This is a genomic window from Marinomonas arctica, assembly GCF_003259225.1.
Taxonomy (GTDB): domain Bacteria; phylum Pseudomonadota; class Gammaproteobacteria; order Pseudomonadales; family Marinomonadaceae; genus Marinomonas; species Marinomonas arctica.
In genome coordinates this window covers 108,903-131,693 of record NZ_QHJF01000002.1, presented here as the reverse complement: position 1 = coordinate 131,693, position 22,791 = coordinate 108,903, and the positions used below count along the sequence as shown (strand labels likewise).

18 protein-coding genes are annotated in these 22,791 nt (G+C 43.2%); 8 read left to right on the top strand and 10 right to left on the bottom strand.

Annotated features, from left to right (window positions below; translation table 11 throughout):
* Positions 1 to 58: 58 nt before the first annotated feature.
* The 6 genes from phnE (DK187_RS01720) to DK187_RS01695 all read right to left on the bottom strand — a co-directional run bounded on the left by phnE (DK187_RS01720) (position 59) and on the right by DK187_RS01695 (position 7,091).
* The gene (phnE, locus tag DK187_RS01720; protein ID WP_111605611.1) at positions 59 to 856 is read right to left on the bottom strand and encodes a phosphonate ABC transporter, permease protein PhnE; all 798 of its coding nucleotides are present in this window, start codon (positions 854 to 856) and stop codon (positions 59 to 61) included.
* 20 nt (positions 857 to 876) lie between these two features.
* Entirely contained in the window at positions 877 to 1,686 is an 810-nt protein-coding gene (gene phnE, locus DK187_RS01715) for a phosphonate ABC transporter, permease protein PhnE (RefSeq protein WP_111605610.1), read from the bottom strand.
* Complete coding sequence (gene phnC / locus DK187_RS01710) at positions 1,674 to 2,459, bottom strand: phosphonate ABC transporter ATP-binding protein (protein ID WP_111605609.1); 786 nt, start codon at positions 2,457 to 2,459, stop codon at positions 1,674 to 1,676. The genes phnE (DK187_RS01715) and phnC overlap by 13 nt, the downstream gene beginning before the upstream one ends.
* Before the next feature lie 94 nt (positions 2,460 to 2,553).
* Positions 2,554 to 3,597: a phosphate/phosphite/phosphonate ABC transporter substrate-binding protein gene (gene phnD, locus DK187_RS01705; protein WP_111605608.1), complete on the bottom strand. Its 1,044-nt coding sequence runs from the start codon at positions 3,595 to 3,597 to the stop codon at positions 2,554 to 2,556.
* Between the two features lie 233 nt (positions 3,598 to 3,830).
* Positions 3,831 to 5,198 carry a sigma-54-dependent transcriptional regulator gene (locus DK187_RS01700; RefSeq protein ID WP_111605607.1) on the bottom strand — a complete coding sequence of 456 codons (1,368 nt, stop codon included), beginning with the start codon at positions 5,196 to 5,198 and terminating at the stop codon, positions 3,831 to 3,833.
* A complete protein-coding gene (locus tag DK187_RS01695) occupies positions 5,199 to 7,091 on the bottom strand; it encodes an ATP-binding protein (RefSeq protein WP_111605606.1) in 1,893 nt (630 codons plus the stop codon). It abuts the gene before it with no gap.
* A gap of 219 nt (positions 7,092 to 7,310) precedes the next feature.
* Between DK187_RS01695 and DK187_RS01690 the strand changes: the two genes are divergently transcribed.
* Complete coding sequence (locus DK187_RS01690; RefSeq protein WP_162623465.1) at positions 7,311 to 7,997, top strand: 4'-phosphopantetheinyl transferase family protein; 687 nt, start codon at positions 7,311 to 7,313, stop codon at positions 7,995 to 7,997.
* A gap of 49 nt (positions 7,998 to 8,046) precedes the next feature.
* Here DK187_RS01690 and DK187_RS01685 read toward each other — a convergent pair whose 3' ends face one another.
* Together DK187_RS01685 and DK187_RS01680 are read right to left on the bottom strand one after the other, a co-directional pair.
* A complete protein-coding gene (locus tag DK187_RS01685) occupies positions 8,047 to 9,546 on the bottom strand; it encodes a sensor histidine kinase (protein WP_111605604.1) in 1,500 nt (499 codons plus the stop codon).
* Entirely contained in the window at positions 9,543 to 10,361 is an 819-nt protein-coding gene (locus DK187_RS01680) for an alpha/beta fold hydrolase (RefSeq protein WP_111605603.1), read from the bottom strand. Before DK187_RS01680 ends, DK187_RS01685 begins: the two co-directional genes overlap by 4 nt.
* A 318-nt stretch (positions 10,362 to 10,679) precedes the next feature.
* On the opposite strand from DK187_RS01680, the gene DK187_RS01675 reads away from it, so the two are divergent.
* From DK187_RS01675 to erpA, 6 genes are all read left to right on the top strand, one after another.
* Positions 10,680 to 13,589: a response regulator gene (locus DK187_RS01675; RefSeq protein WP_223232230.1), complete on the top strand. Its 2,910-nt coding sequence runs from the start codon at positions 10,680 to 10,682 to the stop codon at positions 13,587 to 13,589.
* A 48-nt stretch (positions 13,590 to 13,637) separates the two neighbouring features.
* Positions 13,638 to 14,027 carry a response regulator gene (locus DK187_RS01670; protein WP_111605601.1) on the top strand — a complete coding sequence of 130 codons (390 nt, stop codon included), beginning with the start codon at positions 13,638 to 13,640 and terminating at the stop codon, positions 14,025 to 14,027.
* 25 nt (positions 14,028 to 14,052) lie between these two features.
* Complete coding sequence (locus tag DK187_RS01665; RefSeq protein WP_111605600.1) at positions 14,053 to 16,809, top strand: PAS domain-containing protein; 2,757 nt, start codon at positions 14,053 to 14,055, stop codon at positions 16,807 to 16,809.
* 28 nt (positions 16,810 to 16,837) lie between these two features.
* Entirely contained in the window at positions 16,838 to 18,478 is a 1,641-nt protein-coding gene (locus DK187_RS01660; RefSeq protein ID WP_111605599.1) for a diguanylate cyclase, read from the top strand.
* A 246-nt stretch (positions 18,479 to 18,724) separates the two neighbouring features.
* The gene (locus tag DK187_RS01655) at positions 18,725 to 20,311 is read left to right on the top strand and encodes a peptide chain release factor 3 (RefSeq protein ID WP_111605598.1); all 1,587 of its coding nucleotides are present in this window, start codon (positions 18,725 to 18,727) and stop codon (positions 20,309 to 20,311) included.
* A gap of 70 nt (positions 20,312 to 20,381) precedes the next feature.
* Positions 20,382 to 20,729: an iron-sulfur cluster insertion protein ErpA gene (gene erpA, locus DK187_RS01650; protein WP_110575191.1), complete on the top strand. Its 348-nt coding sequence runs from the start codon at positions 20,382 to 20,384 to the stop codon at positions 20,727 to 20,729.
* A 66-nt stretch (positions 20,730 to 20,795) separates the two neighbouring features.
* Here erpA and DK187_RS01645 read toward each other — a convergent pair whose 3' ends face one another.
* Positions 20,796 to 21,635 (bottom strand): hypothetical protein, encoded by an 840-nt coding sequence (locus DK187_RS01645; RefSeq protein ID WP_111605597.1) that lies wholly within the window; start codon positions 21,633 to 21,635, stop codon positions 20,796 to 20,798.
* A 103-nt stretch (positions 21,636 to 21,738) separates the two neighbouring features.
* On the bottom strand, positions 21,739 to 22,041 hold the full coding sequence (locus tag DK187_RS01640; protein WP_111605596.1) for a YhbY family RNA-binding protein: 303 nt from the start codon (positions 22,039 to 22,041) through the stop codon (positions 21,739 to 21,741).
* Between the two features lie 99 nt (positions 22,042 to 22,140).
* Between DK187_RS01640 and rlmE the strand changes: the two genes are divergently transcribed.
* Positions 22,141 to 22,761 carry a 23S rRNA (uridine(2552)-2'-O)-methyltransferase RlmE gene (gene rlmE / locus DK187_RS01635; RefSeq protein ID WP_111605595.1) on the top strand — a complete coding sequence of 207 codons (621 nt, stop codon included), beginning with the start codon at positions 22,141 to 22,143 and terminating at the stop codon, positions 22,759 to 22,761.
* Positions 22,762 to 22,791: the final 30 nt, after the last annotated feature.

Genomic DNA, 22,791 nt, shown 5'->3' with positions numbered 1-22,791 from the left:
AAAAGGAGTCCAACGCGGACTCCTTTTTTATTGCTTAATGGGCATTCATAACGATGGCTTAGATGAGGCGCTTACGCACGTTTACCACTAGAATTTCGGCTAGAATCACGATAATAAAGATCGCCAACAGAGACACAGCCACCCGATCCCATTGGAACAAGTTCATGGAATCATCCAGCACTACACCGATACCACCGGCTCCTACTAACCCAAGTACCGCAGACTCTCGGACATTTATGTCCCAACGAAAAAGGACAATACTAAAAAAGGCAGGCAAGACTTGTGGCCAATAGCCTTTTAGTAAAATCGACAGCCAAGATGCTCCGGTGGCTTTTAGCGCTTCAATGGAGCCCATGTTCACTTCTTCGAGTGCTTCTCCCAAAAGTTTGCCGACAAAACCGATGGAACGAAAGGCAATAGCCAATACCCCTGCGATGACCCCAGGGCCAAAGATAGAGACGAACAAGAGGGCCCATACTAAGGAATTGACTGAGCGGGAAGACACTAGAAAAAACTTTGAAATCCAGTGACACCAAGTGGAGCTTACGATGTTGCTGGCATTCATAAGGGCCAAAGGAATGGCAAAAATCAACGTAATTAAGGTTCCTAGTGTGGCAATGTTGAGGGTTTCAATCATGGCGTCATGGACGGTTACTGGGTAGTAGGCGAAATCCATGGGCCACATGCGAGAAAACATATCCGCCATTTGTTCTGGTGCATCCAGCAAGAACTCGGGAATCACCTCAACAGACTGAATAGACTGTACAAAAGCCATCACCAACACCAAATAAACAGCATAGCGGGACAGTTTTTGCTTTAGGGTAAAGCGTTGCCAATGATGATCGATAGCGTTCATAAAAAAGCTCCTAAGTCAGGTTAGCGAAAAATGTGTCGAACGATGTTGGAAAGAAATTCGCCAAACATAATCAGAGCGATAATGACGATTAAAATAGCCGCCACAAAATCGTAATCAAAGCGCTGAAAGGCTGAGAATAAGGTGCCTCCTAATCCACCCGCGCCGACAATGCCGACCATGGTGGAGTTACGCAGATTCGAGTCGAGCTGATAGGTTGAAAAGCCAATAAAACGCGCAAATACTTGGGGCATGACGGAAAACAAAATGATGCTGGTGAAACCGGCACCGGTCGCTCGAATGGCTTCCACTTGTTTGAGAGAAATCTCTTCAATCGCTTCAGCAAACAGTTTGGCAATAAAGCCAATTGACGCAACGACGAGGGTGAGAATGCCTGCCAGCGCGCCAAAGCCAACACTTTTGACGAACAAAATAGCAATGATAACGGGATGAAAAGTACGACAAAGGGCAATCAAAGCCCGTACAGGCGTACTAATCCAGCTTGGCATTAAATTACGTGCGGCAAATAAGCCGAGGAATAATGAAATGAAAATGCCGCAAATACTTGAAATTACAGCAATTTCTAAGCTTTCTATCAGGCCGCTTAATAATAATGACCAGCGACTAAAATTCGGTGGCACCATACGCGCCAATAAGTCACTGGCGTGTCCTAAGCCGTCGCTAATCCGTCCCAAGCTCAGATCCATTGCATTGAAGGAATAGACAATATAACAGACAACCAGTAGCCAAAGTGAGCTGACCAGCCAGTTATGTTTGAATGGGTTTTCTCTGTCCTTATTAGCGCCCAAGCGAGTAGAGTTTACGCCAGCCATGATTCACCTCCATAGATTTGTTTTAGGTGTTCGTCGGTGATGCCTTCTGGCGGACCGTCGTACACCACCACGCCATTGCTCATGCCTATCATGCGTTTCGCAAAGCGGCTCGCTAGTTTTACGTCGTGAATATTCACTAAGGCTGGGATGTTCTTTTCTTGCGAAAAACGCTCTAAAAGCTCCATGATTTCGACGGCGGTTTTAGGATCAAGAGACGATGTCGGTTCATCCGCAAGCAAGATGCGAGGGTTTTGCATCACGGCTCTGGCAATACCGACACGCTGACGTTGACCACCAGACAAACTGTCCGCGCGTTTACTGGCATGTTCGGTTAAACCAACGGCATCCAATAATTCAAAGGCGGTATTGATGTCTTGTTGACTAAATTTGCGTCGCCACGCTTGCCATGCAGACATATAACCAAGCCGTCCAGTTAAGACGTTTTCAATCACAGTGAGGCGCTCAACAAGATTGTACTCTTGGAACACCATGCCGACTTGACGGCGTAGTTTGCGTAGCTGAGCCCCTTTGGCTAAGCAAAGGTCGGCGTTATCAAACAGGATCTTACCTTCCGTTGGATCAATTAATCGGTTGATACAACGTAATAGCGTACTTTTTCCTGTTCCAGACGGGCCGATAATGGCCACAATGCCTGGCTCCGTAATGTGAATATCGATGCCTTTTAAAATGGGGTTACCAGCCGTGTATTCTTTTTTTAAGTTGCGAATTTCAAGGAAGTTTGAGTGCTCAACAGAGCTTTGCGTGACAGACATAATCATTTCCTACGGGCGAAGAAGGCTAACAACCTGGTGACTTAGGCTGTTAGCATGTGTTAATTGAATGGTTGGTTAAGCGAAAGACCGCTGCTTATTGGCTTTTGCTGGCGGCTTCTTTGGCGCGTTTATCCGCAGCCGCTTTGGCGGCATCGGCTTCGGCTAACTGTTTAAGTCCCGTTTTGGTATAGGCAGTACCTGAGGAGTGGGCGATGTCACGAATGACTTGCCAATCTTCTTTATAGGTGATTGGGAAGAAACGGTCAGCGCCACCGAAGGTTTTTTGCATTTCGGCTGGAAAGCGGAAAGAGAAAAAAGCGTGTTTGATTTTTTCAACCAGCTCAGGGTGTAAATCGTAGGCGTATCCAAACGAAGAGGTTGGAAAACGTGGACTGGTATAGATAATACGGAAGTCGTCTTCACTGACACGTTTGGCGTCAATCATGCGTTTTAACACGTCAGAAGCAACCGGAGCGGCATCGTAATCCCCAGATAATACCCCCATCACGGACTGATCGTGTTTGCCTGAATATTTTACTTCATAGTCTTGGTCTGGTGTCAGCCCTAGCGCTGGAAAAATCGCTCGTGGAGCAAGGTTTCCCGAGTTTGACGACGCAGAGGTATGAGCAACCACCTTGCCCTTTAAGTCTGCCATTTTCATGATGCTACTGTCTTTGCGGACAATAGTGACTAGGTTGTAGCCTTGAAATGCTTCTTCGGTACCTTTTACGGCGATAGGAACGAGACCACCCAAGTTAACAGCATAACCGGTTGGACCGGTTGAGAAACCAGCAATGTGTAAACGGCCTGAGCGCAATGCTTCCACTTCGGCGGCATTAGAGTGAACCGTGTAATACACCACTTTTTTACCAGTGACTTCACTGAGGTATTTTTGGAAGTCACTGAACGCGTCTTTATAAACCGCAGGATCTTCTACCGGCGTGTAGGTAAACACTAAGGTACTAGGATCGCGCCATTGGCTTTGATCTTTTGGAAGATCAGCAACGAGATCGTAGTTTTCGTCACAGAACTTATCATCCAGTACGCCACGATAGCGGCAATCATCGGCTAAAGCGACACTGCTTCCTATCAAGAGTGAGCCAGAGAGCATTAAACCAGTCAGTAATTTAATAGACATTATTGTTTTCCTCGAGATGTATTTTTTATTGTTATCACCGGTCGGGAGGTTCCGTTGTCGGAGATGGGTCAATCCTGTAAATACACAGGACTGACTGCCTTGTGAGCACATAGAACATAGCAAGGCTGGTGCCAATAGTGAAAAATCCATGTAAAACATAGTGTTGTGTATTCTGTTGGCTTAGGTTTTTTGGGCTTTGGGACTTTCGCGTCTCATCAAAAACGTCAAATGGGTCATTCTTGTCCTTCATCCTCGAGCGTTTTAAAGTGCTGTTTGTCTAACTGGTGTTTTTTCATTTTGCGATACAGCGTTTTACGTGACATATCCAACAGTTCGGCCGCTTCGTTTAATTGACCGTTTGTGACTCTTAGCCCTTCTTCGATTATGTGACGTTCGAATTGCTCCATGCGTTCTTCGTAACTGCCGTTACTATCGTCTTCGCGCTTAATGGAGGCGAGGGAAGTTTCACTGATACCGAGCACAAAACGATCAGCGGCATTTTTCAGTTCACGGACATTGCCAGGCCACGGGTGCTGAATTAAGTATTCTAAGTACGCAGATGTGATGAGAGGTAAGGGCTTAGAAAAATGCTCGGCGGCTTTGCGGGCGTAATGATGGAAAAGCGGGAGAATATCTTCCGGACGGTCTCTGAGGGGCGGAATGGTGAGATTGGCAACGTTAAGACGGTAAAACAAGTCTTTGCGGAATTTTCCCTCTTCGCCCAATTGGGCAAGGTTGTCCTTGCTGGCAGCGATGACGGTCAGTTCAACGGGAATGGGCTGAGTACTGCCAACGCGCTCAATCGTACGTTCTTGCAGCACTCTCAATAATTTGATTTGTGCGGGTAGTGGCATGGTTTCTATTTCATCGAGAAACAAGGTGCCCCCATTGGCAGCTTCTATTTTGCCAATGTGGCGTTTATTGGCACCTGTGAAGGCACCAGCTTCGTGACCAAAAAGCTCACTTTCAATCAGGCTTTCGCTGATGCCACCACAGTTGATGGCAATGAAGCGACCTTTGTTTCTAAGACTAAACTGATGTAAAGCTCGGGCAACAACGTCTTTACCACAGCCCGTTTCACCGTAAATAATGGTGTCGATATTGGCTTGTGCCAAAGAGGATATATGCTGACGAATGCTCTTGATGGCCGCCGATTCGCCAATAATCAGTGATTCTAGGCCAGTTTGTTGGGCAATGTTTTGCTTTAGTTTGCGGTTTTCTAATACTAATTGTCTTTTTTCCACTGCGCGTTGCAGTTGGTTGATCAGTTGCGCAGGTTGTAGCGGTTTTTCGAGAAAGTCGTAAGCGCCTTCCTTCATGGCTTCTATCGCCATAGGAATATCCCCATGACCACTCATCAGGATAACCGGCAGTTCATTGTCCAACGCCTGAATACGTGCTAGCAGGCTTAAGCCATCCATTTTGGGCATTCTAACATCGCTTAAAACAACCGCGGCGCTTTGGTGATCCAATGCGTTAATGGCTTTATCCGCATGTAAATAGCTGATGACTTGGAAGCCTTCGAGTTCTAGCATTTCGGTTAATGCTTCGATAATGGTTTGGTCGTCGTCAATGATGATTACTTTGCTTGTATTGCCCATTTATTTTTCTGCCTTGTTTAATACTAAGGTAAAGCGGCTGCCTTTTTCCGGTGTCGATACCACTCTCATTTGACCACCAAAATCTTGCACTATGTTATAGCTGATGGATAAGCCAAGTCCGAGGCCTTGCCCTACGTCTTTTTGAGTAAAAAAGGGATCAAATATTTGTTCTATCTTGTCTGCTTCTATACCGATGCCTGTATCACTTACATCAATCATGACGGTATCGTCGAGCTCGAATACTTCAATGCTTAATTGCTTAACTGGGGCGCTAGACAAGGCGTCAACAGCGTTACTGATCAGGTTTACCATTACTTGCTCAAGGCGAATGGGTTCGGCTAATACGCACAGTGAGGGATGACTTGACCGATAACGGAGCGTGCCGTTTTGTTCATGGATCTGGCTAGACATCAGTTCAATCGCATCTTCAATCACGGTGGTTAAGCGAACGGGTGTCAGTTCTGTGCCGGCAACGCGTGCGAAGGCTTTAAGGTGTTTGGTAATGCGGGTGATTTTGGTGAGCAGCTGGCCAATTTTATCTAGGCTGTTTTGTGCTTTATCCAGTTGATTTTTTTCCATATGGCGTCCCGCTGTATGAAGGTGGCTAGCGATGGCGGTTAACGGTTGATTGATTTCATGGGTAATGCCCACGCCAAGTTGGCCTAGTGCCGCGAGTTTTCCAGCTTGTACCAGTTCATTTTGAGTGGCTTTTAGCTGTGCTTCGGCAGCGACTCTTTCTTCTATCTCCGCCGCGAGTCTTTGGTTGGTTCGTTCCACCTGAATGGCGGTTTGTTGGAAATACTGTAGGTCACGTGCCATGCTGGAAACTTCATCGTTGCCTAGAATACGGATTTGCGTGTCGAGCTGAGAGCTGGCAATGGCACGCATGTTTTGTTGCAGTTCTATAATACGTTGCAGCACATTACGACGGACGTAAAACCAAGAGATAGCGCAGGCAACGCTTAAACTAATGAGAGACAGCAGTAAGATATTGCGAATACTACTGTTGATGGATTTAATGGCACCTTCTAGCGAACCTCGAATACTGGTGTTGGTATAGTTGGTGTATTGATTGATTTGGGCGGCCAATTGTTGAATATGTCGCTGACTGTTTTCAAGTAAAAAGCTTTGCTGATACAGTAAATCCAATTCTTCGTTTTTGAGTTGAAACAGTTCGCCTTGCCGAGAGCTCATGTGTAAAAGCGCTCGTAAATTTTGCCTTAATGCTGGGGATACTTGTGGTAGTAATGTCAGATATTGAGCGATTTCCCCACCCAGCTTTTCCAGCCGTAAAAAGGTGTAATCCAGTTCGTTGAATGATGCATCGTTGCCGATTTTTTCCATTAAGCCGGAAAAGTAATGTAGCCGATGAATGATTTGCTCTAATTCGGCGCTGCGTTCTAGCTGATCCAGTTGTTGAATATTCGCCTGAAACAGGGGGAAGATGAGTAAGGATGTTTGCGCCAATTCGCGCCTTATGACTTCGCGGCGTTCAACGCTTTGGTTGAGTAACGTGAGGCTATTTTGGATCTGAGTGATGAGTTCCAAAAAGTATCGATTGTAATCCGGTAAGTTACGCATTAAAGCGTCCATTTCACTGATAGCAAGACGGAGTGCTGCCATGGTTTGTTCTCTTGAGATGGCGGCATCGCTAGTGACCAGAAGTGGTGCCGTTGCGACAATGAGACGACTTTTATCGTTTAGTCTAGCGGCGGCATCTAGGCCCGGAATGTCTTGGTATTTTAGTAGTAAAAGGCGATCACTCAGTTGCAAATAGGTATTGGTTGCCAAGCCGCTGGCGACAATGGTAATAGAGGAAATCAGCACAAAGGCGAGAAAAAGCCGACCACCAATGCCGATATTGCGAAGCCAAAATAATGTGGGAATACCCATTAGTCACTTGTCCTGTTATTTTTATAATTGGATGACACGTTGGTACGATTCTTGTGTCGGTTAGTACAATGAAAAATTAATGCCAACTTTTAGCCTGTGTACTCAGGGGGATTGAGTGACGCTGAGGACAACAATGTCCCATTTAAAGTGTTTGGGAATTAATCTCATCGGAATATATCATGATACCGATGATTGGGAATGAGCTGTTTTGGAAATGATATGATTTTGACTTTGGCATACAGTGAAAAAGCGTTTGCGATTGAAAATAGTCTGGACGAAGCAGAAAGGTTGCGTGCTGCTGCATTTCGCTTTGCGCATTTACGTGATGCTTATGTGTTTGCCCATGCCTTTAAACGTCGCGTTTTGAGTCATTATTTTCCATTTAAAAAAACATCAGAATGGTGCTTTTATCGAACGTCGTCTGGTAAGCCTTTTATACAAGAGGGCATTGCCTTTAATTTGAGTCACAGCGCGGAGTCGGTGGCAGTAGCGTTGGCTCAGTCTAGCGATGAATGCGCTATCGGGGTGGACGTAGAATGTTACAAAGATATGGATGATCTTGAGAGCATGATTGATATGGTATGTCATCCAGATGAGAAGAGTCAGCTGAATGTATGTGCAGACAGGCAAGCGAGTTTTTTTTGCCTTTGGACATCCAAAGAAGCGCTATTAAAAGCCAATGGCAGCGGCTTAGTTGATAATTTGAGTCAGATTAACTGTGCCCCGAGTTTGCTGAATGGGGAGGCGTATGGTTTGCCTTGGCAAGGTGATCAATATCGCTTGCAAAGCTTTCATTTTCCTTGGGGGGTGATTTCTCTTGCCTGGCGAGAAAGGCTCAGTGTGTCTGATATTCAACTGGTTGATTGGACATCTGGGGCGCCTATTGTTGAGATTATTCGCTTGTAACTTCCGCTGAACTAGCTGTGCTGTATGATTTTAAGATTTTGATATTCCGTTATTTTTGACTACGGAAGCTAATGGCCAGCTTTATTTGAAAAATAGAACCGCTTTTTTGCGTCGGTAGAAAGGATATTTCTCCTCCCATTGCTTCTATTAGGCCCTTACTTACCGCTAAGCTTAGTCCTGTACCTTCATAGCGGCGATCTGTCTTGCTGTCCTGTTGGCGAAAGGGCGCAAATAAATAAGGAATAAAGTCAGGACTAACGCCTATTCCTTGATCTTCAACTCTTAACAATACGTATTTATTTTCCACAAAAAAAACCACTTTAACTGTCGTGTTCGATGTTGAAAATTTTATAGCATTAGAAATTAAAGTTGCCATAACCTTTAAAAAACGTACAGGATCGAGGTAAATAGGTATATTTTCAGTAGGACCTTCCATCAATAGTGTTATTTGTTTTTTGTTTGCATAATCTTTTTGCTTTTCGATGGACTTTTCTAATAACGATTGTAAAAAAACGCTTTGCATCGATATGGGGGGCGAGATAGATTCTATTTCAGAGAAGTCAATAATTTTATCGATTAGATCTTTAAGTCTATTGCCATTGTCTAATGCTATGTTGATTAGATATCTTGATTTTTTAGATAGATATCCAACTTTTCCCGATTTTAATATATTTAATCCACCAAGAATGGAGGTTAATGGTGTTTTCAGCTCATGTGTTATGGTGGTAATGAAATTATTTTGTAGGGTTTCGTATTCCTTTCTTTGGCTAATATTACTTATGAGAACGATAAATTGAATGTTGTTAGTACTAAACTCCGTTTCTATCTTTCTAATTTGAATATGAATGTCGATTGATTTTGTGTGTTTTTGATGAATCTTGGTATCAAATACGCAGGCATTATTGACCATAGAAAATGGTATGTCTGTTGATAACATGGTTTTGTACCATGCATCTAATTCTGCGCATGGTGTCACGGGGTTGAGTAAGGTGTGGATAGGTTGATCTTTTAGATTGTTGAATTGTTGTTCAAACAGTGTCTCTGCTCCCTTGTTAGCGAATATAACAAGTCCGTGTTCTGATACGGCTAATATTGCGATGTCTTCAGCGCCATCAAGTACTGTTTGCAGAAGGTGACGGTTTGAATTGGCTTCTTGTGCGTATTCCTGTAGCTGTTGGCGGGCTTTAAGTAATTCTTGCTCAAAGCTGGCACGTTCGGCAGCGGGTAACATAACCCATTGATAACAGGACTGCTCATCAAAGTGTCCGGATTGGGCGTTCAATAAAATCGGCAGAGTGATTCCATCTGCCAGATTGATTTTTACATACATTTCTTTGATGACACCATTGGCTCTTAACATAGGCCAGAGGTGGGTTTGCAAAAAGATCCTAGTCGGAACGGGAAAAAGCTGCTCAATATGCTCTATTTCGTGTGGGCTTGTCAGTTCAAAAGACGTTATGGCGCATTCATTGATGAATACGATACCGCCCTCTTGGTCAGTAATAACCAAAGGGCAGGGCAGGGCGTCAAGTTCAGAGTGTCGCGTCATGCGGGTAAATCCGATCTAAGATATTCTTCAATCGCATCAATCACCAGATGAGGGTGACTCATGTGTGCCGCGTGGCCGGCGACATCCAGTATCTGCAGCGTGCTATTTGGTATGTGTTGGTGTAAAAACTTTCCTACTTCTACCGACGCAAGGGCATCTTCTTTATGCTGTAAAATGAGACTAGGCACTTCGAGCTTGGTAAAATCCTCTCGGTTGTCTGAGAAAAACGTCGCTTTAGCAAAGTGTCGAGTAATGATTGGGTCGGTTGAACAAAAGCTGTCTGATAGCTGCCCCGATATTTTTGGATCTGCATCGGTTCCAGCAACCACTGGCCCAAGGTAGCTTGCCCAGCCAAGGTAGTTTTGATCCATCAATTCTAATAACCCTTCAAGGTCTGCTCGCTCAAAGCCTCCTTGGTAATCTGGTGGCATGTTCAAGAAGCAAGGAGAAGGGCCTAAAAAAATCATTTTTTTGAATAAATTTGGTCTCTCGTTCGCGACGAGCACCCCAATGCTGCAACTGACTGAGTGGCCAATAAAAATGACATCGGAATCAAGTTTTAGAGCGTCGCAAATTTCGATAACATCTTGAGCGTATCCTTCTAACCTTCTGTAACGTTCGAAACTGTAGTCTGCGATGTCTGATTGACCACTTCCAACAAAATCAAAAGAAATTTGCTTGGCTTTCTCTTTAAAGGCTGGTATCACATTATTCCACATGGCTTGACTGCATCCAAAGCCGTGGGCATAAAGTAGAGTGGGTTTGTTAACATGGTGGGTTGATACATGCACATTGTTCCGATGCAAGACATTCATAAAGAACTCCCATAGCCTGCGTTCTACAGATAGTGTAGAACAGATCGTAAAACCGTACCAATAAATTTCACACGTTATAATAAAGTTGCCAATTAAAGAATTTACGCTTAATTTTATTTGATAGCAAAAAAATCCGGTGTGATTTTTATAATAAATAGGGAGTTTTATGAGTATAAGTAGGTCATTTTTGTAAAGTAGTAGGATAATGTTGAAAAAAAATATTACTCAGAAAATATAGGGAAAAAAATGAGCCGGTTGTCGCTTAATGTTCGAGTTATACTGCTAATTCTTCTCACTATTGGTATATTAGTGTGTGGAATGTTAATTACTTTTTATCGATTGATCATTGATGATTATACTCAACTCGTGGTTGAACGAGAGTCTGTACAAATAGAACGTTTAGCATCAGAACTGGAGCTGTCATTAAAGCAGCGGGTGCTGGGATTAGAGGCATTTTCGACAAGATTTTTAGATGACAATAATGAGCTATTAAAAACTCAATCGCTACAAACTCTAATGTTAAGGCCTTCTGTGGCAGGTGATCTTTTCCCCGATGGCTTATTGGCTTTTGATGCGAATGCCGTTGCCATAGCGGAAAGTATTTATGTGCCCAATAGATTAGGAACCAGTTACTTAGACAGACCGCATTTTCAGCGAAGTTTTTTCACCAAAAAAGCCATTATTTCTGAACCTATTTTAGGCAGAGTAACGGGTCTTCCCTTGCTTTCATTTCTTCAGCCTATTCTTTCTTCTGATGGCGAAATAAAAGGTTTTATTGCCGGCTTGCTTGATTTATCGAACACTCCTCTTATTGATTCAAAGGTTGCACTAAAAGACGACTCCAGTGTTTACAGTGTAGTTGTTGATCCTCGACACCGTCTTTTTGTATCTATGCAGAAAAGGTTTACCTCGCCTCAACGACTTCCTCCTGAGGGCACTGATGCTATGGTCGATGCCGCTTTGTCCCTCGCATCGGCAGGCACGTTAATTGAATACAATAAAAAGAGGTATTTAGTAGCGACCGAGAAGTTAGATACTCTAGGGTGGATTGCGTTACGTGCCATTCCTTATGAAGATGCTATAGCACCAGCTAAAGCGTCTTACCGTCATTTTTTATTTATTACACTGTGTGCCATGGTGTTGGTGAGTTTAGCGGGCGTGTGGATGGCACGAAGTTTAACTCGCCCGATCGAAATAATGACTCATCGAATCGATAAAATGGTTGAAAAAAATACGTTTGACGTCGACCTCCAAGAGCAAGGAGGACCCGAAGTGAGAGCGTTAGTACGAGCAATGAATCGCCTCGAAAGCGAGAGAAAAGCGACCAATGCTACTATTCGAGATACTGAGCGTTTTTTATCCAGCGTACTGGAGGCGGCTTCGGAGTTTTCTATTATTGCGACCGATGCGAATGGCCTAATAACGGCCTTTAATAAAGGTGCTGAAAAGATGCTTGGCTATACTAAGTTGGATACGATTAATAAAAAAACGCCTGCCATTTTTCATCTTGATCACGAGGTAAAGGCAAGATCGGCCGAATTAACGGCAGAGTTACGCAAACCAATAGAAGGTTTTAGAGTATTTGTTGAAAAAGCAGAAGCTCAGGGTGTTGAGACACGGGAATGGACTTACGTACATAAAAATGGCGAGTATATTCCTGTTTCACTCGTTGTCACGTCGATGCGTGATGAATCGCATAATATCATTGGTTATCTTGGTATTGCTGAGGATATTACAGAGCGAAAACGTATTGACCAGATGAAAAGTGAGTTTATTTCCACTGTAAGTCATGAGTTACGAACTCCTCTCACTTCTATATCCGGAGCATTGGGTTTAATGGTGGGAGGAAGCTTTGGTGTCTTGCCAGAAAAAGCCAATAAGCTACTAATAACAGCTCATCGCAATAGTAAGCGGCTTGCCTTATTGATTAATGACTTATTAGATTTCGAGAAAATTACAGCTGGTAAACTACATTTTGATATGCAGGTTCAAGAGTTAACGCCCTTACTTGAGCAAGCATTAGAGTCCATACAAGAGTTTAGCACTGAGCGCAGAGTGACTGCGACACTGACAACCAGTGCCAGTTACACACTGATCAAAGTGGACAGTCAGCGTTTGATGCAAGTGCTGGTTAATCTGCTATCAAATGCGATTAAATTTTCACCAGAGAATGGTCATGTATCTGTTGAGGTAGAAACCTTCAATGATAAAGTTGTTGTCAGTGTGGTTGATCATGGACCTGGTATCCCTGAAGCTTTCCGAGCTCGAGTTTTTCAACGCTTTGCACAAGCCGATTCTTCTGATACGAGAGCAAAAGAGGGAACAGGACTCGGTCTTGCTATTACTCGTGAGTTGATTGAGCGAATGGGAGGGAGTGTAGATTTTGAGTCTGTTGAAGGCAAAGGCGCGCGTTTCTTTTTTGAATTACCTGTGATGCAGCCTATTAACAGTGTTTCATTTGTAAACCATATTAACACTGAAATTACGTCGAAAACACAACGTATCTTGGTAATAGAAGACGATGCAGACGTCGCTAATCTACTGAGTATTATGCTGAAAGAAGCGGGCTATGTTGTCGATATTGCTCTCACAGGCCAAGATGCTTTAAATCGTCTGCAGGTGCAAAGCTATGATTTGGTTAGTGTTGATTTAATGCTACCAGACATAGGAGGGTTAGATGTTATTAGAAAGTTGCGACAAGATTCAGAGACGTTAAATTTGCCGATAGTGGTAGTTTCAGCCAAAGTAGAGCAAGGACGTTTAGAGATTAGTGGGGATGTTTCCAATATTGATTGGTTAGCAAAACCTATTGATCAGCAACGTCTTCTTAGTATTGTGCATCATCAGCTGTCGTTGAAAAGTGAACGGCATTCCCGTGTACTGCATGTAGAAGATGATGCAGATTTGCATGAAGTGATTCGAGCTATGGCGGGTGAATTGTTTGACTTTGAGGTGGCTCGTACCTTAGAGGAAGCACGGTTAAAGTTAAAAAAAGAGCCGTTTGACGTTATTTTATTAGATGTTAGTCTGCCAGATGGGGTGGGTTGGGAATTACTGCCTGAAATAAGAGCGTTTATGCCAGCCACTAAAGTCGTCATATTATCGGGTGAGGATATAGCTGTACAAGAAGCGAGCAAGGTAGAGGCGGTGATGCTTAAATCGCGATTGTCTAGCCAAGAATTACTGAATGGAATTAACACGCGCATTCAAACGTCTAAACCAAGCTAAAATGTATAAAATGGATTGATATAGAATAAAACAGAGATGGTGGGACTAATGGAACTAAATACAATTTTACATGTAGAGGACGATGAGTCTATTCGAGTGATTGTAGAAATGTCGCTGGTGGATCTTTTGGGGTTTACTCTCTTCTCGTTTGACAATGGTAAGGATGCAAGTGCTGCAGTGGAGGGGTTACAACCTGACTTGATTTTGCTTGATGCCATGATGCCTAGTATGGATGGATTGCAAACGTTAGCAGAAATCCGAAAGATACCAAGTTGCCAATCTATTCCAGTTGTTTTCATGACGGCACGTGTCCAACAATCCGAAAAGAAACAATATCTAGAAGCTGGTGCGGTTGCTGTGATTGAAAAGCCTTTTGATGCCGCTAACTTAGGTAATGAATTATTGTCTATTTATGACCAGTGCCATCAAGGTGTTTAAAGTATAAGGGTGGTAGGTATCTTTTATGCAAATACCAAGTAAGCCTGACAATGAAGTTGAACGCCTCGAAGCACTTCATCTAATTCAAATGCTTGATACACCGTCAGAACCGCGTTTTGATCGATTAACGCGTTTAGCGCAGTTTAGCTTAAAGAGTGATATTGTACTGATTTCACTGGTTGACGAGGATAGACAATGGTTTAAATCTCGGCAAGGGTTAGCGGTTTGCCAGACTGGTCGTGATATCTCATTTTGTGGTCATACTATTTTAAGTGGCGATATTTTTGAGATATCAGACACATTGAAAGATGAGCGCTTTGCTGATAATCCCCTAGTCGTGGGTGAGCCATCTATTCGCTTTTACGCTGGAGTTCCCCTCAAATACGATGGGCAAGCAGTAGGCACACTGTGCTTCCTTGGTTGTCAACCCCGTATTTTTTCTGTTGAAGAACGTGAAATTGCGTTTGAATTTGCACAAGCCGTTGAGCAGGAAATAGAAGACCGGTTGCAAGAATATGCCCATGATAAATTGCTCACTAGTGAACAGATGTATCGCTCTGTGCTTGACGGTACTAGAATAGGCACCTGGCAGTGGAATATTCAGACAGGAGAGACTATTTTCAATGAGCGTTGGGCCAATATTATTGGCTATCAGCTGGATGAACTTGAACCTATTTCTATTGAAACTTGGTTGTCTTTCGCTCATCAAGACGATTTGGCTGAATCTGGTCGGTTGCTCGAAGAACATTTCAACGGTATGAGTCCTTTTTACGACTATAAATGTCGCATGAAACATAAAAATGGCCATTACGTCTGGGTCCATGATAGAGGGCAAGTGGTTTCATGGACGGAAGATGGTAAGCCATTGATGATGTACGGAACCCACGCTGATATTTCAGAGCAGATGAATGCCGAGATGTCTCTACTCGAAAGCAGAGATCAGTTTAGAACCTTAGTCGCGAATATTCCGGGAATAACCTATCGATGTAAGGCGGACGAGAGTTGGACCATGCTGTTTATGAGCGGTCATATTGATCCTTTGTCTGGCTACCCGTCGAGTGATTTTATTGGTAACGCTGTTCGTACGTATAGTAGCGTTATCCATCCTGAGGATAGAACGCGTCTGGAGCACAGTATAGACGTTGCCCTTAATGACAAATCAAGCTGGTTACTTCATTATCGGATTATACATGCCGATGGCTCTATTCGTTGGGTTGAAGAAAGAGGAGCGGCAGAATATAACGATGTTGGGCAAGTGCTTTATCTTAACGGCTTTATATTAGACGTAAGCAATGAAAAGAAATTGCAAGAGCGTTTAATCAAGCTCACTCAACAACTGCCCGGTATGGTTTATCAATTTCAGTTATGGCCTAACGGACACTCTGCGTTTCCTTATGCTAGTGTCGCTATTAAATCTATCTATGGTGTTACTCCAGATGATGTTATTGAGGATGCTTCAGCGGCATTTTCTCGAATACATGCAGATGATCTAGATGCGATTATCCAAAGTATTGAGGTGTCACGTGAGCATCAAACGGTTTGGCAGGATGAGTATCGAGTACACCGAGATGATCAATCTATTATGTGGCTGTCAGGTAATGCGACACCTGAAAAAATGCCCGATGGTAGCACGCTATGGCATGGGTACATTCAAGATATCACTCAAACAAAAGAATATTATTTAACCCTTGAAAAGCTTAATCAGCAATTAAAAGTGGCTCAGCAAAGTTTAGATCTTGCTAGTGAGCAGGCGCAAATAGGGTATTGGAAAATATCGCTTAAGCATGGTTCGCTGTGGTGGTCTCCCATTATCTATCAAATACTTGGTTTCAATTCTGAGGATATTCAGCCCAGCCTTTCTTTATTTAAAAGTATGATTCACCCTGATGACGTGAAAAAAGTAGAGCAGGGACAGGAGCAAGCTAGACAGTCTGGCATCTATAATATGGTGCATCGTATTATTCGCTCAGATGGCGAAATTCGTTGGGTACATGAATTGTCTCAGTTTGTACCAGAAGAGAAAAATCCTGAGTTGATTATGGTCGGGTCGGTGCAAGATGTCACGGAAAGAATGAGGTTGCAGAAAATGAAAGAAGCATTTATTGCAACAGTCAGTCATGAGTTAAGAACACCATTGACGTCTATTTCAGGTGCACTGAATCTGCTGCAGTCGGGTGAACTTGCATCTTTATCTGAAAAATCTGCTAAATTACTGAATATCGCAAGTAATAATTGTAATCAGCTAATACATCTAATAAGTGATCTACTGGATATTGAGAAGCTTGTGGCTGGCAAAATGTCGTTTGAAATGAGAGAGACGAATATTAGGTCGGTACTTCAAAGATCCATACATGATCATCAATTGTATTTGGGCGGAAAAAGCGTTCGCTTCGCTTTAAATATTGCAGAATGTATAGACGAGATCTCCATTCTTATTGACGAACATCGTTTGATGCAAATATTAGCAAATTTATTATCCAATGCTGTTAAGTACTCGCCTAATGAGGGCATGGTAGCATTGTCTGCACAAAAAATAGCCAACTATATCGAGCTTTCGGTAGAAGATGAAGGGGAAGGTGTTCCAGAAGAATTTCGTTCCCGTATTTTTCAGCGTTTTTCTCAGGCCGACACAAGCACTTCAAAAATGAAGGGCGGGACTGGATTAGGGCTTGCGCTGTGTAAAGAGTTAGTGGAAGCAATGGGAGGGACGATTGGCTACACATCAAATAAAACGTCTGGAGCAAGATTTTATCTTCATTTACCAATACCAGTAACATCTTAAATTTATTTATGGATAGGGGTCACTAAGTTTGCCTACTAAAAAAACACCCGAAGACATTCAATTAGCGATGCAGTCATTGCAGGCTAATTTTAAGCATGTTCTAAGTCAAAGGACGGATTTTTTTTCGCAAGTCCTTGTGTCTATACGTGAGAACGACTTTTCACAACTGCCAGATGTTATTAGCAAAGCCCATCAATTAGCCGGTTCTTGTGGTAGTTTTGGGTTGCACTTTCTTGGCCGCTTAGCGCGTCAAATTGAAGTGAATGCCTTGCTTACTAGCGATAAGACAGACTCAGATGTTGCCCGACTCAATTTATGTGAAGCGATTAATAACTTTATTGAAGAATCTAATTCTAATAAAGATCAGCCAGTAACGCTTCAATCTTTGGGTAAAGCCCTGAATGCTCCAAACACGATTCAAAGTGTTTGGTTTGTGTTGCCCGACTCAAATTTTCGTTCAGAACTTGAACTTCAACTGACGGCATTTGACTTTACAGTTAGAAGTTTTTCTTCCTACGCTGAATGCTCTCTCGCAATTAAAGATAGCATGCCAGGCTTATTGTTTTGCGAGACGCAATTGGCAGGCGATTCCTTATTTTCTCAGGATGATTTACTCGATTGTATTGTACAGAACAAGACGAAATTAATGCTTTGCTCTAAGGATGATGATTTTGAGACTCGTATTAATGCGGTGCGTCATCAGGCCCAAGCGTTTTTTGTTGGTCAGCTAGACTCCACTCGTATTTTGCAAAGAATTATTCTTCTGTTTGATGAGATGGACTTTGTGGATAAAAAGGTGAGTATATTAGACGACGATTCGTTATTGGCAGAGCATTATAGCTGGATATTAGGTGCTGCAGGAATAGAGGTTCAGGTTATTGAGTCGGCCAAATATATTATCCAAGATTTACTGTCTTTTAAGCCAGATTTGTTGTTGTTAGATATGCATATGCCAGACTACTCAGGTTCTGATGTATCAGGTTTGATCCGTCAATACGACCAACTCAGTAGTTTGCATATCACTTTTTTATCGGCTGAGCATGACATTCACAGGCAGTTGCAGGCTTTATCTTATGGTGCTGATGACTTTTTAACCAAGCCAATCAGTAATCAACATTTGGTGAGTGCTGTGAAGTTGAGGTTGGCTCGAAATCGCGACATTAAATCTATGATTGAGTGTGACAGTTTGACTGGGTTGGTGAGACACGGCTCAATCAAAGACACAGTTTATACTGAGTTTGAAAAAATGAAGCGTAACGGGCAGCATTTTTGCGTGGCTATGGTCGATCTTGATCACTTCAAAAGCGTGAATGACTCCCATGGTCATGCTGTCGGCGATATTGTTATTAGTACGATAGCGGCATTATTGCAAAAACGGCTACGTCGCAGTGATCGGGCGGGGCGCTATGGTGGTGAAGAGTTTTTGGTGGTCTTACCCGATTGTTCAGTGAGTAATGCGAAAAGATTACTTGGATCTCTTTTGGATTCGTTTAAGAGCATTCAATTTAGCGGTGCTAACAGTCAATTTAGCTGTACTTTTTCAGCTGGTTTGGTGTGCAGTTCTCGTGAGTTTGTTGGCGCGGATGCGCTGATTGAAGCAGCAGATCAGGCTTTGTATCAAGCTAAGCATAATGGTAGAAATCAGGTGTCTATTTTGGCTGATGCCTAATTTATTGATGCTGTGTCGCTTCTTTTCATATTTAAGGGGCGGATTGCTCAGTGTATTTTTAAAAATATTTATACCATTAAACGAGTCTTCTGCGGGGACATTGATTGTTTATAACCTCGAGATCAGCGAAAATAGCGCCAAACGTAATCACGATTAACATGACGGGGTTGGCAAGCGCTGATTATGCTGTGCTGGTCTTTAAGAAGATGAGAGCAACGCCCGCGTATAACTTAAAAGAATTTTTTAATGGCAAACCAGAATTTTCTCAACGAAGTAAACGAACGAAGAACTTTTGCGATCATATCGCACCCTGACGCAGGTAAAACCACCATAACGGAAAAGCTTTTGCTGCTTGGTCAGCTTATTCAAACCGCGGGTTCAGTAAAAGGCCGTAAAGGTGACAAGCATGCGACATCTGACTGGATGGCAATGGAGAAGCAGCGCGGTATCTCGATTACCTCTTCTGTGATGCAGTTCCCATACAAAGACCGCATCGTCAATTTACTTGATACGCCTGGGCACGAAGATTTCTCGGAAGATACCTACCGTACGCTTACCGCAGTTGACTCGGTATTGATGATTATCGACGGCGCAAAAGGGGTAGAGGATCGCACTATCAAGTTGATGGACGTTTGTCGTCTTCGGGATACGCCTATTCTGACGTTTATCAACAAGATGGACCGAGATATTCGTGATCCGATTGATCTGTTAGATGAAGTGGAAGACGTTCTAAAAATTGCCGCCGCCCCCATTACTTGGCCGATCGGCATGAGTGATTTTTTCAAAGGGGTGTATAACCTTTATACTGACACGATTCATGTATTTGTGCGTGGTCGCGGCCATACGCTGATGGATGATATCCGCATCGAAGGTCTGCAGTCGGATGAAGCCAAGGCTTTGTTGGGTGATGATTGGGAAGCGTATGTAGACGAGATCGAACTGGTGCGTGGTGCAAGCCATGAATTTGATCATGCTGCGTATTTAGCCGGTGAGTTAACACCTGTTTTCTTTGGTACAGCTTTATCTAACTTCGGTGTTCGTGAAATGCTGGATGGGTTTGTTGAGTGGGCGCCTTCACCGATTGATCGTGAGACCAACAGCCGAAAAGTATCAGCAACGGAAGAGAAGTTTTCAGGGTTTATTTTTAAAATTCAAGCCAACATGGATCCGAAACACCGTGACCGTATCGCGTTCATGCGAGTGTGTTCTGGAACCTATAGTCGCGGTATGAAGATGCGTCATTGCCGTATCGGCAAAGACATTAAAGTGACGGATGCCGTGTCGTTTACTGCGGGCGATCGTGAAGGGGTTGAAGAGGCCTTTTCTGGCGATATCATTGGTTTGCATAACCATGGCACGATTCAGATCGGGGATACGTTCACGGAAGGGGAAGATTTAAAGTTCACTGGTATTCCTCACTTCGCACCGGAGCTGTTTCGTCGTGTTCGCTTGAAAGACCCAATGAAAATGAAAGCCTTGCAAAAAGGCCTTCAGCAGCTCTCTGAAGAAGGGTCGACTCAGTTGTTTATGCCACAACGTAATAACGAATTAATCGTGGGGGCCGTGGGGCAGTTGCAATACGAAGTAGTGGCCTACCGCTTGCAGGATGAATACAAGGTAGAATGTATTTATGAGGCGGTCAACGTTAACACCGCGCGCTGGGTAGACTGCGACGACGCTAGGAAATTTGAAGAGTTTAAGAATAAGTGCCGTGATTATTTGGCTGTTGATGGCGGTGGGCATTTGACTTACCTGGCACCAACGCGAGTAAATTTAATGATGGCAGAGGAAAAGTGGCCTCAGGTTCGTTTCCGTTCAACTCGAGAACATTGATCAATACTTGACTAAATTACTAGGTTAAGCGGATAATCTGATCATCGGTAATTGTTATAGTGGTGTCAAAATGAGCATGGTTGAATCGATTGATCCTATCGAATTTACAGACGCAGCGGCTGCAAAGCTGCAATCTTTGATCGAAGAAGAAGAGAATGATCGGCTCATGTTACGTGTTTATGTGACAGGGGGTGGTTGTTCTGGCTTTCAGTATGGTTTTACGTTTGATGAAGAGCATCAAGAAGACGATACAGAAGTAAAGCGTAACGGTGTGACCTTGGTGGTTGATCCGTTGAGTTTTCAATATCTTGTTGGGTCAGAAGTAGACTACAAAGAGAATTTAGAAGGCTCGCGTTTTGTCGTGCAAAACCCTAACGCGACGTCTACCTGTGGTTGTGGTGCGAGTTTTAGTATTTAGTCTTTTAGTTGCTTGTCTGTGACGTCTTTAGAAATAACCCTTCGTATGCAGATGCGAAGGGTTTTTTTATGCCTTTGTATAAAGGTTGTTGGCCTGTCTTGCTCGCTCTTCTTCGGTAATGGGATTTCCTTCTATGGGAGGGTAGTGACCCACAAATAATAAGCCTACTTTGCTGTCTCCTAGCACCGCGGGGGTTAAAACCTGGTTTTTTGCCCTCCAAATTCGCAAACCGAAAATCGCAGATTGGGTATTGTTTTCAGCGATTTTGCTTTGATTGATGTGTGCATGGAGTGACGACAATTGATCTTGTTCACCATCTTGGTCTAATAGTATGTGGTAGTGCGTGATTTGCTGGTTAAGAAATTCCGGTGAATAGGGTGTGTGCAAAATAGGTAGCCAGCTTTCCTTTGGAAAGGTATGAAAAAAAATGGGCGTTTCTGGCGATCCGTTATGGGGCGATAATAAAACGGTCATTTCAACAGGAGTGCCATAGAGCGGCTTTACTGGAATATGGAAGATAAGTTGCTTTGCCGGCGGTCTTTGCGGGACTTCTGGTGTTATGTAGTCATCTGCTTTATTGATTTTTTCTGTGTTCAGTGGCGGGACTTGTAAAAATATCTTCCACTCTTTTGAGTCCAAATTAAGCTCTTCCGGGGAGTGCAGGTGAAGGGTAGAATTCATGATGTGGCTTAATACGTGCTCAATCAGATTGGCAAAAATGCTGGTTGACGCTGTGAGTGTTTTTTTTGTTTGGCTATCTAAGTGTATTTCTTTGACTTGATGAGCCGCAGAACTGAGATCAACCGAGTCTTTATTGCTGATGACAGGACGATATTTGTTTCTAGAGATCAACTTTTTTTCGTTGGTTTGGGTGCTGGCTCTGTTGAGTGCCTCTATAAATATCATGGTCTAGCTCCTTTGTTGACTGTCAAAGGTATCGGCCATTTTTTTAAAGAGTTTAGAGATAGTCTGTTTTTTGAGCAAAAAAAGACTATCTCACCGTGGTCTATTAACGAAGTAAGTTTGACAATTTAGGATTTGGCTTTAGTGCAGCACGGTAAAAAAGTGCTACTTTGCCAATTGTTTGTACGGTTTCAGACTTCATTATTTTGTTGATTTCTTCAATCAGAGCCGTGCGTACTTCACGATCTGTGATGCTAATGCGTATTTTAATCAATTCGTGATCTTCAAGGGCGCGATCGATTTCAGTAAGAACGGACTCAGTTAGGCCGTTGCCCGCAATCATAACCACTGGATTAAGTGCGTGTCCGATTAGGCGATATTGCTTTTTTTGGGCGTTTGTAAGACTCATAGTAAAATTTTCTCATATTAGTTGATCCTCTTTATTGGAGGCTGAAGAGGTTAAGCGATATTATAGCGGAATATTGACTGATTTAGGTATGATGAAAACGTGGCAAGATCAAAAAGTAGTAATAATTGGATGAAGGAACATTTTGACGATCCGTATGTCAAAAAATCGCAACAAGATGGTTATCGCTCCAGAGCCAGTTATAAACTCATCGAAATAAACGATAAGGATAAGTTGTTTCGACCCACGATGCGTGTCGTTGACTTAGGTGCAGCGCCAGGTGGCTGGTCTCAGGTGGCGGCGAAATTGGTAGGAGATAAGGGAACGGTTGTTGCTTCGGATATATTGGAAATGGCGCCTTTGCCGGGTGTGCGTTTTGTTCAGGGGGATTTTACTGAACAGGAAGTATACGAAGCGATTTTAAGGGAGATCGGAGATGAAAAAGCAGATCTTGTAATTTCCGATATGGCCCCCAATATGAGTGGGAACAGTTCTACTGATCAGCCACAAGCTATGTATCTTGTAGAACTTGCTTTGGATATGGCATCTCAAGTGCTGCGTCCGGGCGGAAATTTTCTAGTGAAGGTGTTTCAGGGGGAGGGGTTTGAAGAATACCTCAAAGCCATGCGGGCTCAATTTGATTCTGTTGTAACACGTAAGCCGGATGCCTCGCGAGCAAGAAGTCGCGAAGTTTACTTATTAGGAAGACAATATAAGGGTTAATGGGATATGTTCTGGTATCATTACCAGAGA

What these genes read in the sequence shown, in the direction of transcription:
- phnE (WP_111605611.1), bottom strand. Translation starts at nt 856, where the DNA reads ATGAACGCTATCGATCATCATTGGCAACGCTTTACCCTAAAGCAAAAA.
- phnE (WP_111605610.1), bottom strand. Translation starts at nt 1,686, where the DNA reads ATGGCTGGCGTAAACTCTACTCGCTTGGGCGCTAATAAGGACAGAGAA.
- phnC (WP_111605609.1), bottom strand. Translation starts at nt 2,459, where the DNA reads ATGTCTGTCACGCAAAGCTCTGTTGAGCACTCAAACTTCCTTGAAATT.
- phnD (WP_111605608.1), bottom strand. Translation starts at nt 3,597, where the DNA reads ATGTCTATTAAATTACTGACTGGTTTAATGCTCTCTGGCTCACTCTTG.
- DK187_RS01700 (WP_111605607.1), bottom strand. Translation starts at nt 5,198, where the DNA reads ATGGGCAATACAAGCAAAGTAATCATCATTGACGACGACCAAACCATT.
- DK187_RS01695 (WP_111605606.1), bottom strand. Translation starts at nt 7,091, where the DNA reads ATGGGTATTCCCACATTATTTTGGCTTCGCAATATCGGCATTGGTGGT.
- DK187_RS01690 (WP_162623465.1), top strand. Translation starts at nt 7,311, where the DNA reads ATGATTTTGACTTTGGCATACAGTGAAAAAGCGTTTGCGATTGAAAAT.
- DK187_RS01685 (WP_111605604.1), bottom strand. Translation starts at nt 9,546, where the DNA reads ATGACGCGACACTCTGAACTTGACGCCCTGCCCTGCCCTTTGGTTATT.
- DK187_RS01680 (WP_111605603.1), bottom strand. Translation starts at nt 10,361, where the DNA reads ATGAATGTCTTGCATCGGAACAATGTGCATGTATCAACCCACCATGTT.
- DK187_RS01675 (WP_223232230.1), top strand. Translation starts at nt 10,680, where the DNA reads ATGTTAATTACTTTTTATCGATTGATCATTGATGATTATACTCAACTC.
- DK187_RS01670 (WP_111605601.1), top strand. Translation starts at nt 13,638, where the DNA reads ATGGAACTAAATACAATTTTACATGTAGAGGACGATGAGTCTATTCGA.
- DK187_RS01665 (WP_111605600.1), top strand. Translation starts at nt 14,053, where the DNA reads ATGCAAATACCAAGTAAGCCTGACAATGAAGTTGAACGCCTCGAAGCA.
- DK187_RS01655 (WP_111605598.1), top strand. Translation starts at nt 18,725, where the DNA reads ATGGCAAACCAGAATTTTCTCAACGAAGTAAACGAACGAAGAACTTTT.
- erpA (WP_110575191.1), top strand. Translation starts at nt 20,382, where the DNA reads ATGAGCATGGTTGAATCGATTGATCCTATCGAATTTACAGACGCAGCG.
- DK187_RS01645 (WP_111605597.1), bottom strand. Translation starts at nt 21,635, where the DNA reads ATGATATTTATAGAGGCACTCAACAGAGCCAGCACCCAAACCAACGAA.
- DK187_RS01640 (WP_111605596.1), bottom strand. Translation starts at nt 22,041, where the DNA reads ATGAGTCTTACAAACGCCCAAAAAAAGCAATATCGCCTAATCGGACAC.